Source organism: Mesorhizobium sp. WSM4310 (genome assembly GCF_007003935.1).
In the GTDB taxonomy this organism is placed as follows: domain Bacteria; phylum Pseudomonadota; class Alphaproteobacteria; order Rhizobiales; family Rhizobiaceae; genus Mesorhizobium.
The window spans coordinates 1-13,619 of sequence record NZ_VFTA01000068.1 but is presented as its reverse complement, the minus strand read 5'-3'; the positions used below and the strand labels follow the sequence as shown (position 1 = coordinate 13,619).

Genomic DNA, 13,619 nt, shown 5'->3' with positions numbered 1-13,619 from the left:
GGCGAGCACCACGCCGCCTCCTATGAAGCGCGCGCCTTCGGCGTGCGCGGCGGCATGCCGGGGCGCAAGGCGCGCGAGCTTTGCCCGCAACTGATCTTCGTCGGCGGCAATTTCAGCCACTACCAGCGGCTGGGGGATGCGGCGATCAAGGTGCTCGACGATTTCACGCCGGTGGTCGAGCGCATCTCCATCGACGAGGCCTTCGCCGATGTCGCCGGCTGCACGCATCTGTTCGGGCAACCGCGGGAGATCGCCACGGCGATCCGCCGCCGCGTGCGGGCGGAACTCGGCCTGCCGATTTCGATCGGCGTCGCCCGCACCAAGCATCTGGCCAAGATCGCCTCGCAGGTCGCCAAGCCCGACGGGCTGGTGGTCGTCGATCCCGGCACCGAACTGGCCTTCCTGCACGACCTGCCGGTCTCGCTGATGTGGGGCGTCGGTCCGGCGACCAAGGCAAGGCTGGCGGAAATCGGCGTCGAGACCATCGGCGAGCTGGCCAGAACGCATAGCGGCGCGCTGACGCGGCTGCTTGGTCCCGCCGCCGGCGAAAAGCTCGCCGCTCTGTCATGGAACCGCGACCCAAGGAAAATGGAGACCAGGCGCCGGGCGCATTCGGCCGGCGCGCAATCGGCCCTTGGCCAGAAACCCGCCGTGGCGCGGGTGATCGTCCCCACCTTGCTGCATCTGGCCGACCGCGTCGCCAGCCGGCTGCGCGCCAAGGCGCGGCCGGGCCGCACGGTGACGGTGCGCGTGCGCTTTGCCGATCTCAGCGCCGTCACGCGCTCGATCACGCTCGACCAGCCGATCTCGGCGACCACCATGCTGGCCGAGATCGCCGGCGACCTGGTGCGCGGCGTGCTCGGCGACCATCCACGCGAAAAGACCATCTCGCTGCTGGCGATCTCGGTCTCGCACCTGGAGGAGAGCGCGGAGCTGCAGCTCGACCTGCCGCTCGGCCTCGCCGACGAGAAGCGCCGCCCCGGTAGCAAAAAAGGCCTCGCCCGCTTCGGCGCCGACCGCGCCATCGACAAGATCCGCGAACGCTTCGGCAAGCAGGCTGTCGGCTACGGCACGGTGGTGCTGGAAGCGGCACGCTCCGTGCCCGACGAGTTCAGGGAACTGGCGGAAAAGGAATTGTGAGCTATCTGCCTGTCCGCGAATAGCGATGCACCCTGACGCCGCTACCGCTTCCCCCATGCCAAGGTTCACAGGCGATACCGTCCCTGTCGGCATCATGCGTCGGCCAATAGCCCGGCTGTCCCTTGCGCGCGGGGGCAAGCCCGACGGCGCGGGCGGCAGCACAGTTGGGGAACGCGGCAAAGTGCCTTAAGGCGGCGAGCGGCGAGTCAATCTGGATGCCGACAAAGCCGTAGGCGATGTAGCCGGACAAGAGGATGAACGGCGCGAAAAGAGCCAGGTATTTCAGCCTGCCGTGGCGAAGAGTTGCAGGCCAATGCAAGAATGGCAGAAGCATTCCCGGCGCACCCCTAGCTTCAGGCCCGACACAAATCTATCTTCACCGGGCTGCCGCGACAACCGGCAACGCTTGCCAAACCTCGCCGTGCCGCCCATACAGCGGCGTGGGCGGATCGCCCGTTCCGAGGGGTCGGCGCCTCTCCTATCTTTCCCGAGGATACTGTCCGATGTCAGCGACGCCATGCCCTCGGTCGAAGCCGTGACGGCCTCCTCTTCCGCCCCATCCCTATCGCTTGCCGGCCTTGGATGGTCGGAGTTCTTCGGCGACCAGCTCGAGCCAGGCGATGCAGACCTCATCCCGACCCGCATTGCCATGGTGCATCGAGACCGGCTGAGCGGCCTGTCCCAGACGGGACATACCGATCTGTCCCTGGCGCCGCAGGCCACCACCGGCGACTACGCCGTCGGCGACTGGGTGCTGGTCGAGCCGCATAGCCACCTCGTGCGGCGTCGCCTGACCCGCAAGACGGTTCTGGAGCGCCGCGTCCAGGGCGGCAGGGGGCCACAGCTGGCCGCCGCCAATGTCGACACGCTGTTCATCGTCACGTCCTGCAATGCCGATTTCAACATCGCCCGGCTCGAACGCTATCTGGCGCTGGCCAACGAGGCCGGAACGACCCCCGTGATCCTGCTGACCAAGGCCGATACGGCCGAGGACGCCGAGGCGTACCAAAGCCAGGCCGCCGCGCTGCAGCGCGGATTGGCCGTCGTGACGCTGAACCCGCGCATATCTGGCGCCGCGAGCGCACTCGCTGCCTGGTGCGGCGCGGGGCAGACGGTGGCGCTGATCGGTTCCTCCGGCGTTGGCAAATCGACACTGGTCAATAGTTTGGCCGGATCGGCGCAGCAGACCGGAGCCATTCGCGAACACGATGCCAAGGGACGCCACACCACCACGGCGCGGTCGCTGCACGCCATTGCCGGTGGCGGCTGGGTGATCGACACGCCGGGCATGCGCACGCTGCAAGTCAGCGACGTCGCCTACGGCATCGACATGCTGTTTGCCGAAATCACCGAGTTGGCTCCGCTCTGCAAATTCCGCGACTGCACGCATGTGCATGAACCGGGCTGCGCGGTGCAGGCAGCGTTAAAGGCCGGCACGCTCGATCCGGACCGCTTGGCCCGCTGGCGCAAACTGTCCGACGAAAACCAGCACAACACGCCGGTGCTGACAGGACCTCGCGGCGCCAAGTCTCCCGCCGGCCGCGGCAAGCGGCGCTGAACGACTGCCCTACTGCCCTACTGCCCTACTGCCCTACTGCCCTACTGCCCTACTGCCCTACCGCCCTCAAAGCCGCGCCGTGCCGAAAATCCGGTCCCAGAACAGCGACGTCACGCCGAAATTGGCGTTGTCGTCGATATGGTGGTGCACCGCGTGGCGGCGCTTGAGCGTGTAGAGATAGCTGGGATGGGCGGGGTGCCAATGATGGATCATGTGGTGGACGCTGATGTACCAGAGATAGCCCAGCATCAGCCCGCAGCCGACCGCGCTGGCGGTCGCGAAATCCGAGAGCAGCCAGATGGGCAGCGCGATCAGCGCATGCACGCCCAGGCTGAGCCAGGTCGGCGTGCCCACCGGACTGCGCTCCTCGATATGATGACGGTCGTGCAGATCCCTGATGTAGGGGACGTGATGCAGGACGAAGCGGTGCAGGACGTATTCGATCAACGTCCACAGGCCGAGACAGATCAGCACCGTGCCGATCCAGTCCGGCGCGCTCTCTTCCCCGGCCTCGATCAGCCCGGCCACTCCCAACAGGGCGATCGCCAGCGGATAGACCACGAAATCGCTGTAGTAACCGATCAGACCGAGTTGCATACCGGACGCCCCATCTGATTTCGACGCCGCCCCAGAATCGATGCTATCAGATTGCCGAACTCGCGGACGAGGTGCAATGCAGATGCATCTGACATAGCGTCGCAATTTTCCGGTGCAAGTTCAGCACGCATGATCGACTCAAGAATCGGCAAACCTCGCACCGGCGCTGCAAACGGACATGCAAAAATGGCAAAACGCAGTGCGGGCCTGCTGATTTATCGTCGAATAGACGGGGATATCCAGGTGCTTCTGGTTCATCCCGGCGGCCCGTTCTGGGCAAGGAAGGATGAAGGCGCCTGGTCGATCCCGAAAGGCCTCATCGACGAGGACGAGGACGAACTGAAGGCGGCGCAACGCGAGGCCGGGGAAGAGCTCGGCATCACGGTCGACGGCTCCTTCGCGCGCCTCGGCGACTACAAGCAACCAGGCGGCAAGATCGTCATCGCCTGGTCGGTCGAGGCCAGCACCGAGATCGATGTGGCCGCCATTAAGAGCAACAGCTTCACCATGGAATGGCCGCCAAGGTCCGGGTCGATGAAAGAATTTCCTGAGGTCGACAGGGCCGGCTGGTTCAGCCTGCCCGAGGCGGCGCCAAAAATTCTGCAGGGCCAGCGCCCGATGCTGTCGGATCTGGCGAAGCGGCTGGGGACCGGGTGATTGCCGGTGGCAAAACTGGCGATCTCCTCGTGTGGAGATCGGCTGTCACCCCGCAAACCGTGCCGCCGTCCACGCACCGCCCGCCGCGTTCGACGCCACCGCCGCGGCGACGAATTTCACGCCGCGCGCACCGTCGACCACATCCGGCACCCGCGCCGCGCGCGCGGCATCGACCACGCCACCGGAGCGATGCGCGCGGATGATGTCGGCGGCGTCGCGGTAGAAATTGGCGAAGGCCTCGATATAGCCTTCCGGGTGCGCGGCCGGCATGCGCGACACGCGCCGGCTTTCTTCGGTCGAACCATAGCCGCCGCGCACCAGCGTGCGGGTTTCCTCGCCATAGACGGAAAAACGCAGTTCCTCCGGCCGGCCGCCCGACCATTCGAGTCCGGCTTTGTCGCCATAGATGCGCACGGACAGATCATTGTAGTGGCCGGGCGAGGTCTGGCTGGCCAGGATCGTGCCGCGCGCTCCATCGGTCCAGCGCACCATGACATGCGCATTGTCGTCGAGCCGGCGTCCCGGCACGGCGGTGAACAGGTCCGCCGACACCGCCTCGGCCTCGCAGCCTGAGACATAGCTCGCTAGGTTGAAGGCATGCACGCCGATATCGGCCAGCACCGCCGATTGCCCCGCCCGCGCCGGATCAGTGCGCCACTCCGCCTGCTTCTGCCCTTCGGCGTCGATCGGCCTGGTCAGCCAGTCCTGGACGTAGGCGCCATGCACCGAGACGATGCGGCCGAGTTCGCCCGCCGCCACCATTTCGCGCGCCTGGCGGACCATGGCGTAGCCGGTGTTGTTCAGCGTGACGACGAAGCGGCGTTTTTTGGCGCGCGCCAGCGTCACCAGCGCTTCGGCGTCGCCGAGCGTGGTCGACAGCGGCTTGTCGCAGATGACGTCGATGCCGGCCTCGAGGAAGGCGGTGGCGATCGGCGCGTGCAGATGGTTGGGCGTGACAATGACGACCGCCTCGATGCCGTCAGGCCGGGCGGCTTCCGCCAGCGCCATGGCGTGAAAATCGGCATAGCTGCGCTCCGGCGCGATGCCGATCTCGGCGGCCGAGGCGGCGGCATTTTCAGGGTCCGACGACAGCGCGCCGGCCACCAGCACGATCTGGTCGTCGAGGCGCATGGCCAGTCGATGCACGGCGCCGATGAAGGCATTGCGGCCGCCGCCGACCATACCGACCCTCAGCCGCTTGCCCGCCGACCCATCCGATGTTGCGTAGACCATGTTTTCTCCTCCGAGCAGATCCTTGGCGACGCGCCAAGCCTCAAGCCCGGCTACCACTTTCGAACATAATTTCCAATTTCCGTATTGTAATACGATTGTGCCACGTTAGCCTGAGATCATGAGTGGGGCGGGCAAATCTTCGGGACGATCTCTTGCCGACGAGGCGGCGACGCGCAAGCGCGGGCGCTCGCTGGCGGCGTTGGGCTATACCCAGCCGCAGACCTACGAGGAACTGCGCGCGGTGCTTTCCTCCGGCACAGTGCATTTTCCCAAGCGGCTGCGCCAGGTAGCGATCTTCATGTGGCAGCATCCGAGCGATGTCGCGCTCGGCACCATCGCGCAGGTGGCCGCGCAGGCCGGCGTACAGCCCTCGACGCTGGTGCGCTTTGCCCAGATCTTCGGCTATTCCGGCTTTTCCGATTTCCAGGGCCTGTTCAAGGAGCACGTCAAGGGTTCGTGGCCGGAAGCGCGCGGCGAGCCGCGCACCGAGGCGGAGCCGAATGCCGCCATGCATTTCCTGCACGGCATGGTCGGCGCCTCGCAGGCCTCGCTCGGACGCATCGAGGCGGGCTTCGACGTCGAGAGATTCGAAAAGATGGTGGCCCTGCTCGCGGCCGCCGAGCTGATCTATGTCATCGGCTCCAAGCGCGCCTTCCCGGTCACCGCCTATCTGTCGCTGACCTTGTCGCAGCAAGGCGTGCGCAACGTGCTGGTCGACAATGTCGGCTCCTCGGCACTCGACCAGGTCGGCTGCATCGGCAGGCAGGATGCGGTGCTGGCCGTTTCCTTCAGCCCCTACAATTCGATCACGCCCGACCTGGTCGCGGTGGCGCATGAACGAGAGGCCCGCATCGTCACCATCACGGACAGCACCTTCAGCCCACTGATCGCTTTGTCGGACAGCTGGCTGGAAGTGGTGGAATCCGACTTCGCCGGCTTCCGCTCGCTGGCGGCATCGCTGGCGGTCGGCATGGCGCTGGTCCAAGGCGTGGCGGCAAAACGCGGCGCATGAGGCGCTGCTGGCACAATTGACTATCGGGAATTGCCGTTCCATATTTTAAAAAATAGAAACTTTGTTCCGGGAGGAGGAATGGAGCTTCATCTCCAAGGCAAGGTCGTGCTGGTCACCGGCGCGACGCAAGGCATCGGCCGCGCCATCGCCGAGACGCTGGCGCGGGCCGGCGCCGGCGGGCTGCTGATCACCGGACGCGACGGCACACGCGGCGGAGCCGTGGCGGCGGAACTGTCGGCCATCGGCACGGCGACCATCTTCGTCGCCGCCGACCTTGGAGACGCGCAGACCCCTGCCTTGCTGGCGCAGGCCTGCATTGACCGCTTCGGCCGCATCGATGGCCTCGTCAACGCGGCCGGGCTGACCGACCGCGCTTCCTTCCTCGATGCCAGCCTCGATGACTGGGCCTCGCTGTTCGCCGTCAATGCGCGGGCGCCGTTCTTCCTGATGCAGGCTGCCATCGCCGACATGAGGAAGCGCCGGGAGCCCGGCGCCATCGTAAACATCCTGTCGATCAACGCCCATTGCGGCTCCCCCGAACTCGCCGTCTATTCAGCGACCAAGGGTGCGCTGGCGACGCTGACCAAGAACGCCGCCAACGCCCACCGTTTCGACCGCATCCGCGTCAACGGCATCAATGTCGGCTGGACCAACACGCCGGCCGAACGCGTCATGCAGGCCGAGACGCTGGGCCATGGCCCGGGCTGGCTCGACGCCGCCAATGCCGCGCAGCCTTTCGGCAGGCTGCTCGAGCCGGACGACATCGCCAACCTTGCCGTCTTCCTGCTGTCCGACGCGGCCGGGCCGATGACCGGCGCCGTGATCGACCAGGAGCAGTCGGTGATCGGGGCAAACCGGTGAACGCCGCTTCGACAGCGCCGGAAATGCTGGGGCCGGCCTTGCTGGACCAGCTTCCGGCAGCTGTCCGGACGCCTGGATATGAGCGGACAACCCTTGCCCCCGGCATGGCCCATCTCGGCGTCGGCGCGTTCCACCGCTGCCACCAGGCCGAATACACCGATGACCTGCTGGCACGTCAGTTCGACCGCTGGGGCGTTGTCGGCATCAACATCCGTCCGCCCACCCTTGCCGACACGCTCGGCCGGCAGGGCGGCCTCTATACAAGGCTGATCCGAGAAAACAGCCACATCGAGGCCCGCATCATCGGCAGCATCGTGAAGGTGGTCGACAGCCAGGCAAGCGCCGCACCGGCGCTCACGGTGCTGTCCTCGCGCGATATCGACCTGGTGACGATGACGGTGACGGAGAAAGGCTATTGCCACATCCCGTCGAGCGGCGCGCTCGATCTCGATCATCCCGACATCCTCCATGATCTCGCCAACCCTCATGCGCCGCGCAGCGTGCCCGGCATCCTCGCGCGGGCGCTGGAACTGCGCCGGGCCACGCATGGCCGGCCCCTGACTCTACTCTCCTGCGACAACATTCCGACCAACGGCGTCATCCTGGAAACCGTCGTGCGGCGCTTTGCCGAACGGCGGGGCGATGGCCTTGCCGACTGGATCGCCCTCAACGCCGCCTTCCCCTCGGCCATGGTCGACCGCATCGCGCCGGCGGTGACGCAGGACGATCTCGACAGCGTCGAGCAATGGTTCGGCTACCGCGACGCCGCCGTCGCCGTCGGCGAGCCGTTCCGGCAATGGGTGATCGAGCAGAAATTCGCCGGCCGCGTGCCGCGCTGGGACCTGGTCGGCGCGACCTTCGTCGACGATGTCACGCCGTTCGAGCATCTCAAGATGCGGGTGCTGAACGGCGCCCAGACGACGCTCGCCACACTCGGCGTGCTGGCCGGGCTGGAGCATACATCGGACGCCATCGCCGACCCGCTGCTGTCCACCTTCGTCAGGCGTATGCTGGTCGAGGAAACGCTGCCGACGCTGATGCCGGTGCCCGGCATGGATCCATCGGCCTATGTCGAGCAGAGCCTCGGCCGGCTGAAGAACACGGCGATCCGCCACCGCAACCACCAGATCGCCACCGACGGATCGCAGAAGATCGTGCAGCGCCTGCTCAACCCGATCCGCGACCGCCTCGCCATGGGCCATACCATCGGCCTGCTGTCGGTGCCGGTCGCCGGCTGGATGGCCTATCTCATCCAGGCCTCGGACCGCTTCGGCAAACGCTGGCCGGTATCGGACCCCTATGCCGGCAAGGTTGCCGGGATCGCCGACGCCACCGGGCGCGATGCGCCGGCTCTGGCCTCGGCCATCCTCGCCATCGACACGATTTTCGACCCCGGCCTTGCCGCGAACGAGACGTTTCGCGCGGCCGTCACTTCGGCGCTGGGCGAGCTGCTTTCGGACGATCCGATGGCGGCTGTCCGGCACAGTCTCGAACAGGATGAGGTCGCAAGGTTGAAACGATCCAAACAATATAGGCATTATGAACATCGGCCGTGAAGACACGGCACAAGCAATTCCAGGAAAAGTGTGAAACGGTTTTGCGTCCGGAATTGCGCGAAAACAAAGGAAGATCTCTTCAGCGTTTCCGCGAAACGATGAAGAGATCAGGGGAGGCATGATGAAACTTGGACTGCTCACCGCACCCTTCGCGGAGACGCCGCTTGCCGATGTCGCCGACTGGGCCAGCTCCGCCGGCTTCGAGGCGCTGGAAATCGCCTGCTGGCCGAAAACCTCCGGGGCGACGCGGCGCTATGCCGGTACCAGCCACATCGACGCCGCCTCGACTTCTCCCGCGCAGGCGAAGGAAATCGCCGCCTCGCTGGCGGAAAGGCACCTGACCATCTCAGGCCTCGGCTACTATCCCAATCCGCTGCATCCCGACGCCGCGCACCGCGAGGCTGTCATTGGCCATCTGAAGAGGGTGATCGTGCTGGCCGCCAATATGGGCGTGCCCGTCGTCAACACTTTCTGCGGCGGCGATGCCGCCAAGACGGTCGACGTCAACTGGCAGGACGCGCTGAAAATCTGGCCCGAAATCGTCGCTTATGCGCGCGGCCATGGCGTCAAGCTCGCCTTCGAGAACTGCCCGATGATCTTCAGCCATGACGAGTGGCCGGGCGGGCACAACATCGCCTATTCGCCACTGGTCTGGCGCCGCATCCTGGAAAGCTGGGGCGGCGATGTCGGCATGAATTTCGACCCTTCGCACCTGGTCTGGCAGATGATCGACCAGGCCCGCTTCATCAGGGAATTCGGCCCCTACATGCTGCATGTCCACGCCAAGGATTTGATGATTGATCATGATGGTTTGTACGAGCGCGGAATCCTCTCGGCCGGGATAGGCTGGCAGGTGCCGCGCATGCCGGGGCTGGGCGATGTCGACTGGAGCGGCTTCTTTTCCGGCCTCTACCGCGTCGGCTATGACGGGTCGGTCATCATCGAACACGAGGACAGGCGGTTTGAAGGCGGTGACGAGCAGGTGAAGCGCGGTTTTCTGCTCGCCCGCGACGTTCTGCGTCCCCTGGTCAAGTGAGGAAGAAGCATGTCGGCAACGACGTGCGGAGGACAATGAGTTGAAGCGGGCCGCCTGAATCTCTTTCCGAGCGACTTGGTTCAACGACTTGGAACTGAAACTGAAAAACAATGTGGAGGAAGACTGAAATGAAGAGAATCCTGACCATGGTCCCGCTGCTGGCGGGCGCTGCCTTGCTGGCCTCCGTCGGCGTCTCGTCGGCCGCCGGCAAATACACGATCGGCATTTCCAACACCGTGCAGGGCAATGGCTGGCGCGAGGAGATGGTGTGCGCCATGAAGGCGCAGGCGCTGGCCTCCGGCGAGGTGGCAAAGCTCAACATCGCCCACCGCAACACCGATGCCGCCGGCCAGTTGGAAGACATCCGCAACCTGATCAGCGCCAAGGTCGACGCCATCGTCGTCAACCCGGCCGATCCGGCCGGCATCAAGGCGGGTCTGGAAGAAGCCACCAAGGCTGGCATCGTCGTCGTCGCCGTCGACCAGGCGGTCACCGAGCCGTCGGCCTACATCATCTCCAACAACCAGGAAGAATACGCCTATCTCGGCGCCAAATGGCTGTTCCAGCAGATGGGCGGCAAGGGCGAAGTGTTTTACATGCGCGGCGCCGCCGGCGCTTCGGCCGATAGCGATCGCGACAAGGGCTTCAAGAAGGCATTGGCCGAATTCCCCGACGTGAAGGTGGCGCAGGAAGTCTTCACCGGCTGGCAGCAGGACCAGGCCAAGCAGCAGATCCTCTCCTTCCTGTCGACGGGAACGCCGATCAACGGCATCTGGACCTCAGGCATCGACAACGTCATCGTCGACGCGCTGGTGGAATCGCAGGCGCCGCTGGTGCCGATCGTCGGTGCCGACAATGCCGGCTTCGTCGGCCAGTTGAGCTCGGTCAAGGGCCTCGTCGGCGCCGCCGTCACCAACCCCGGCTCGATCGGCGGCGCGGGCGTCACGCTGGCGCTGCAGATCCTCGATGGCAAGAAGCCGGCACAGCAGACCGTGCTGGTGCAGCCGCAGCTCTGGGAAAACGCCACCGAGGAAGGCAAGGCCAAGCTGAAGGCCGCCGCCGACCCCTCGCTCAGCCCCGAATGGCCGGTCTCGATCTCGATCCCGGACTGGACGACGTACACGAAGGACCAGATCGTGGCCTGCAAGGGGCCTGGGGAGTAAGGGCCGGACGCGCTTCTGCCTTCTCCCCTTGCGGGAGAAGGTGGATCGGCGCGCTGCGCCGAGACGGATAAGGGGTGCTCCAGCGGAGCGAGACGCTGGCATTCCCTGGAGCACCCCTCATCCGACCTCGCTTCGCGAGGCCACCTTCTCCCACAAGGGGAGAAGGGATAACCGCCGTTCCGGCCGACATCGTCCGGCTTGCCGCACGCCGCAGAGATCGAGAACAACACGTTTTGACAACAAATCCGTTGCCGCAAAGGCCCCTCCTCGACGCCTCCGGCGTCGCCAAGAATTACGGCGCGGTTGCCGCACTGCGCAACGCGTCGCTCTCCGTTCTGCCGGGCGAGGTGCACGCGTTGATGGGCGCCAATGGCGCCGGCAAGTCGACGCTGGTGAAGATCCTGACAGGCGCGATATCGGCCAATGCCGGGCGCATCCTGATCCGGGGCGAGGCGCGCGACATACGCTCGCCCGTCGCCGCCCGCCGCGCCGGGCTGCTTCCTGTCTACCAGGAGCCGTCGCTGATCCCCGATCTCGACGTTCTCTCCAATTTGCGGCTGACCGGCACGCCGGTCGAGCCGTTCCGCGCCTGGGTGCGCGAACTGGGTATTGCGGACCTCGACCTGCGCGACACCGCGCGCGACATCCCGCTGGCCGTGCTGCGCGTGCTCGACCTGGCCCGTGCGCTCGCCGTCGAGCCCGACGTGCTGCTGCTCGACGAGATGACGGCCGCGCTCCCCGCCAACCTCGCCGAAAAGGTGCTGGAAGTGGTGCGCCGCCAGGGCGATGCCGGCCGCGCCGTCATCTTTATCTCGCACCGCTTCGTCGAAATCTCGGCGCTGTGCGACCGCGCCACCGTGCTGCGCGACGGCGAGACCGTCGGCGTCGTCGACATCGTGCCGGGCGTCGAGGAAAAGATCGTCGAGCTGATGCTCGGCACCCGCATCGTCAAGACCCATGTCGCCGCCCGCAGCGCGGCCGAGAAGGCGGTATCGGCCCCTGCCCGGCCGCGGCTTGCCGTGCGAAACCTGCGCGTCGGCACCAAGCTCAGCGACGTCTCCTTCGATCTCAGGGATGGCGAGGTCGCCGGCGTCGTGGCGCTCGAAGGCCAGGGCCAGGACGAATTGTTCGCCGCCCTTGCCGGCTCGATCCGCCCCTCGGGCGGCACGATCGAGGTCGACGGCCAGCCGGCGAAACTCTCGCATCCGATCGACGCCATCAGAGCCGGCATCGCCTATGTGCCGGGCGACCGCTCCGAGGCGCTCGCCATGCAGCGCTCGGTGCGTGAAAACATCGCGCTTCCCTTCAGCGCGGCGCTGCGCAATTGGGGACCTATCCCCATGCGCCGCGAGCGCGCGAAGGTGCTCGGGGCCATCGAGCGGCTGCAGATCGACACGCGCGCCCAGGGCGAGGTGCAGCGCCTGTCCGGCGGCAACCAGCAGAAGGTGACCATCGCCCGCTGGATCGCGGCGGATGCCCGCACCATCCTGTGCTTCGACCCGACGCGCGGCATCGATGTCGGCACCAAGCAGGAGATCTACAAGCTGCTGCGCGAGCTCGCCGGCCACGGCAAGTCGGTGCTGTTCTACACTTCGGAACTGGAAGAGGTGCAGCGCGTCTGCGACCGCGTCATCGTCATTTTCGGCGGCCGCCTGGTCGACATTTTCCCGGTCGAGGAGGCCGACGAGCCGGCGCTGATGCGCGCCGCCTACGGCCTGCCGCACGGCGCCAAGGCCGATATCGGCATATTGGCCGACCCCACCGCCTCCGATGCGCCCTCTTCCGACGCCTTGGGGACGAAGCCATGAGCCATTTCCTGCGCCGCCAGGGCTGGGTGTCAGGCCTGTTCGCCCTGCTCATCGTGCTGTTCATCGCCACCAGGATCATCCAGCCCGGCTATGGCAGCGGCGATTTCGGCTCGCTCGCGCGGGCAGTCTTGCCCTATGCCTTCGCCGTCGCCGCGCAGACGGTGGTGGTCATCGCCGGCGGCATCGACCTGTCGGTCGCCGCCATGATGGCGCTGACCAGCGTCACCGCCGCCTCGATGATGGCTGGCGCTTCCGAGGAATACGCGCTGTTCGTCGTGCCCTTCGTACTCGCCATGGGTCTTGTCCTCGGCGCGCTCAACGGCCTGTTGATCGTCGTCACCCGCGTGCCCGACATCGTCGTCACGCTCGCCATGCTGTTCGTGCTGCAGGGGGCGGCCCTGCTGGTGCTCGACGCGCCGGGCGGCGGCGCCGCCGAATGGCTGAAGGCACTGATCTCGGGCACGGTGCCGATCCCCGGCCTGCCCGACGCCATCGACGCCTGGCTGCCAAAGGCACTGCTGGTGCTCATCGTCTGCCTCTGCGTCATCTGGATTCCGCTCAGGCGCTCGCGCCTCGGGCTCTCCATCTACGCCATCGGCTCGAGCGAACTGGCGGCGTTCCGCTCAGGCGTGCCGGTCAAGCGCACCCGCATCATCGCCTATGCGCTGTCGGGCCTGTTCGCCGCCTTTGGCGGCCTGGCGCTGACCATGAGCACCGGCATCGGCGCCCCCATCCCCGGCCCCTATCTGCTGGCCAGCGTCGCCGCCGTGGTGCTGGGCGGCGTCGCGCTCGGCGGCGGCAAGGGCGGCCTGCTCGGCCCCATCGTCGCCGTCTTCGTGCTGCGCCTGGTGCGCACGGACCTCACCCTGCTCGCCATCGACCCCAACGTCACCGCCATCATCGAAGGCGCCATCATGGTGGCGGTCGTGATGTTCGGCGCGTTTATCACGATGCGGGGGCGGCAGTGATGGGTGGGCATAAAATAGCGCGTAGCGCTC

General features: G+C 66.3%; 13 protein-coding genes. 10 read left to right on the top strand and 3 right to left on the bottom strand.

The genetic code is table 11. From position 1 onward, the window contains the following. On the top strand, positions 1 to 1,140 hold a 1,140-nt coding region (locus tag FJV80_RS33855), incomplete at its 5' end, for a DNA polymerase IV (RefSeq protein ID WP_142878462.1). A gap of 1 nt (position 1,141) precedes the next feature. On the opposite strand, the gene FJV80_RS33850 is transcribed toward FJV80_RS33855, so the two are convergent. Next, positions 1,142 to 1,474 (bottom strand): excalibur calcium-binding domain-containing protein, encoded by a 333-nt coding sequence (locus FJV80_RS33850; RefSeq protein WP_095776188.1) that lies wholly within the window; start codon positions 1,472 to 1,474, stop codon positions 1,142 to 1,144. A 183-nt stretch (positions 1,475 to 1,657) separates the two neighbouring features. Between FJV80_RS33850 and rsgA the strand changes: the two genes are divergently transcribed. Next, on the top strand, positions 1,658 to 2,698 hold the full coding sequence (gene rsgA / locus FJV80_RS33845) for a ribosome small subunit-dependent GTPase A (RefSeq protein ID WP_142878461.1): 1,041 nt from the start codon (positions 1,658 to 1,660) through the stop codon (positions 2,696 to 2,698). Positions 2,699 to 2,764: 66 nt separating this feature from the next. Here rsgA and FJV80_RS33840 read toward each other — a convergent pair whose 3' ends face one another. Further along, complete coding sequence (locus FJV80_RS33840) at positions 2,765 to 3,295, bottom strand: sterol desaturase family protein (RefSeq protein ID WP_095776186.1); 531 nt, start codon at positions 3,293 to 3,295, stop codon at positions 2,765 to 2,767. 186 nt (positions 3,296 to 3,481) lie between these two features. Between FJV80_RS33840 and FJV80_RS33835 the strand changes: the two genes are divergently transcribed. Next, entirely contained in the window at positions 3,482 to 3,952 is a 471-nt protein-coding gene (locus tag FJV80_RS33835) for an NUDIX domain-containing protein (RefSeq protein ID WP_142878460.1), read from the top strand. Between the two features lie 45 nt (positions 3,953 to 3,997). Here FJV80_RS33835 and FJV80_RS33830 read toward each other — a convergent pair whose 3' ends face one another. Beyond that, on the bottom strand, positions 3,998 to 5,185 hold the full coding sequence (locus tag FJV80_RS33830) for a Gfo/Idh/MocA family oxidoreductase (RefSeq protein WP_142878459.1): 1,188 nt from the start codon (positions 5,183 to 5,185) through the stop codon (positions 3,998 to 4,000). 118 nt (positions 5,186 to 5,303) lie between these two features. Between FJV80_RS33830 and FJV80_RS33825 the strand changes: the two genes are divergently transcribed. The 7 genes from FJV80_RS33825 to FJV80_RS33795 all read left to right on the top strand — a co-directional run bounded on the left by FJV80_RS33825 (position 5,304) and on the right by FJV80_RS33795 (position 13,589). After that, a complete protein-coding gene (locus FJV80_RS33825; protein WP_095790684.1) occupies positions 5,304 to 6,197 on the top strand; it encodes a MurR/RpiR family transcriptional regulator in 894 nt (297 codons plus the stop codon). Positions 6,198 to 6,275: 78 nt separating this feature from the next. After that, positions 6,276 to 7,058, top strand: coding sequence for an SDR family oxidoreductase (locus FJV80_RS33820; RefSeq protein ID WP_142878458.1), 783 nt, complete (start codon positions 6,276 to 6,278; stop codon positions 7,056 to 7,058). After that, positions 7,055 to 8,614, top strand: coding sequence for a mannitol dehydrogenase family protein (locus tag FJV80_RS33815; protein WP_142878457.1), 1,560 nt, complete (start codon positions 7,055 to 7,057; stop codon positions 8,612 to 8,614). The genes FJV80_RS33820 and FJV80_RS33815 overlap by 4 nt, the downstream gene beginning before the upstream one ends. Positions 8,615 to 8,732: 118 nt before the next feature. Further along, positions 8,733 to 9,650: a sugar phosphate isomerase/epimerase gene (locus tag FJV80_RS33810; protein ID WP_246689112.1), complete on the top strand. Its 918-nt coding sequence runs from the start codon at positions 8,733 to 8,735 to the stop codon at positions 9,648 to 9,650. A 128-nt stretch (positions 9,651 to 9,778) separates the two neighbouring features. Then, positions 9,779 to 10,813, top strand: coding sequence for an ABC transporter substrate-binding protein (locus FJV80_RS33805; protein ID WP_142878455.1), 1,035 nt, complete (start codon positions 9,779 to 9,781; stop codon positions 10,811 to 10,813). Positions 10,814 to 11,061: 248 nt separating this feature from the next. Next, positions 11,062 to 12,621 (top strand): sugar ABC transporter ATP-binding protein, encoded by a 1,560-nt coding sequence (locus FJV80_RS33800; RefSeq protein ID WP_142878463.1) that lies wholly within the window; start codon positions 11,062 to 11,064, stop codon positions 12,619 to 12,621. Beyond that, positions 12,618 to 13,589, top strand: a complete 972-nt coding sequence (locus FJV80_RS33795; protein ID WP_142878454.1) for an ABC transporter permease — start codon at positions 12,618 to 12,620, stop codon at positions 13,587 to 13,589. The genes FJV80_RS33800 and FJV80_RS33795 overlap by 4 nt, the downstream gene beginning before the upstream one ends. Positions 13,590 to 13,619: the final 30 nt, after the last annotated feature.

What these genes read in the sequence shown, in the direction of transcription:
- FJV80_RS33850 (WP_095776188.1), bottom strand. Translation starts at nt 1,474, where the DNA reads ATGCTTCTGCCATTCTTGCATTGGCCTGCAACTCTTCGCCACGGCAGG.
- rsgA (WP_142878461.1), top strand. Translation starts at nt 1,658, where the DNA reads ATGCCCTCGGTCGAAGCCGTGACGGCCTCCTCTTCCGCCCCATCCCTA.
- FJV80_RS33840 (WP_095776186.1), bottom strand. Translation starts at nt 3,295, where the DNA reads ATGCAACTCGGTCTGATCGGTTACTACAGCGATTTCGTGGTCTATCCG.
- FJV80_RS33835 (WP_142878460.1), top strand. Translation starts at nt 3,482, where the DNA reads ATGGCAAAACGCAGTGCGGGCCTGCTGATTTATCGTCGAATAGACGGG.
- FJV80_RS33830 (WP_142878459.1), bottom strand. Translation starts at nt 5,185, where the DNA reads ATGGTCTACGCAACATCGGATGGGTCGGCGGGCAAGCGGCTGAGGGTC.
- FJV80_RS33825 (WP_095790684.1), top strand. Translation starts at nt 5,304, where the DNA reads ATGAGTGGGGCGGGCAAATCTTCGGGACGATCTCTTGCCGACGAGGCG.
- FJV80_RS33820 (WP_142878458.1), top strand. Translation starts at nt 6,276, where the DNA reads ATGGAGCTTCATCTCCAAGGCAAGGTCGTGCTGGTCACCGGCGCGACG.
- FJV80_RS33810 (WP_246689112.1), top strand. Translation starts at nt 8,733, where the DNA reads ATGATGAAACTTGGACTGCTCACCGCACCCTTCGCGGAGACGCCGCTT.
- FJV80_RS33805 (WP_142878455.1), top strand. Translation starts at nt 9,779, where the DNA reads ATGAAGAGAATCCTGACCATGGTCCCGCTGCTGGCGGGCGCTGCCTTG.
- FJV80_RS33795 (WP_142878454.1), top strand. Translation starts at nt 12,618, where the DNA reads ATGAGCCATTTCCTGCGCCGCCAGGGCTGGGTGTCAGGCCTGTTCGCC.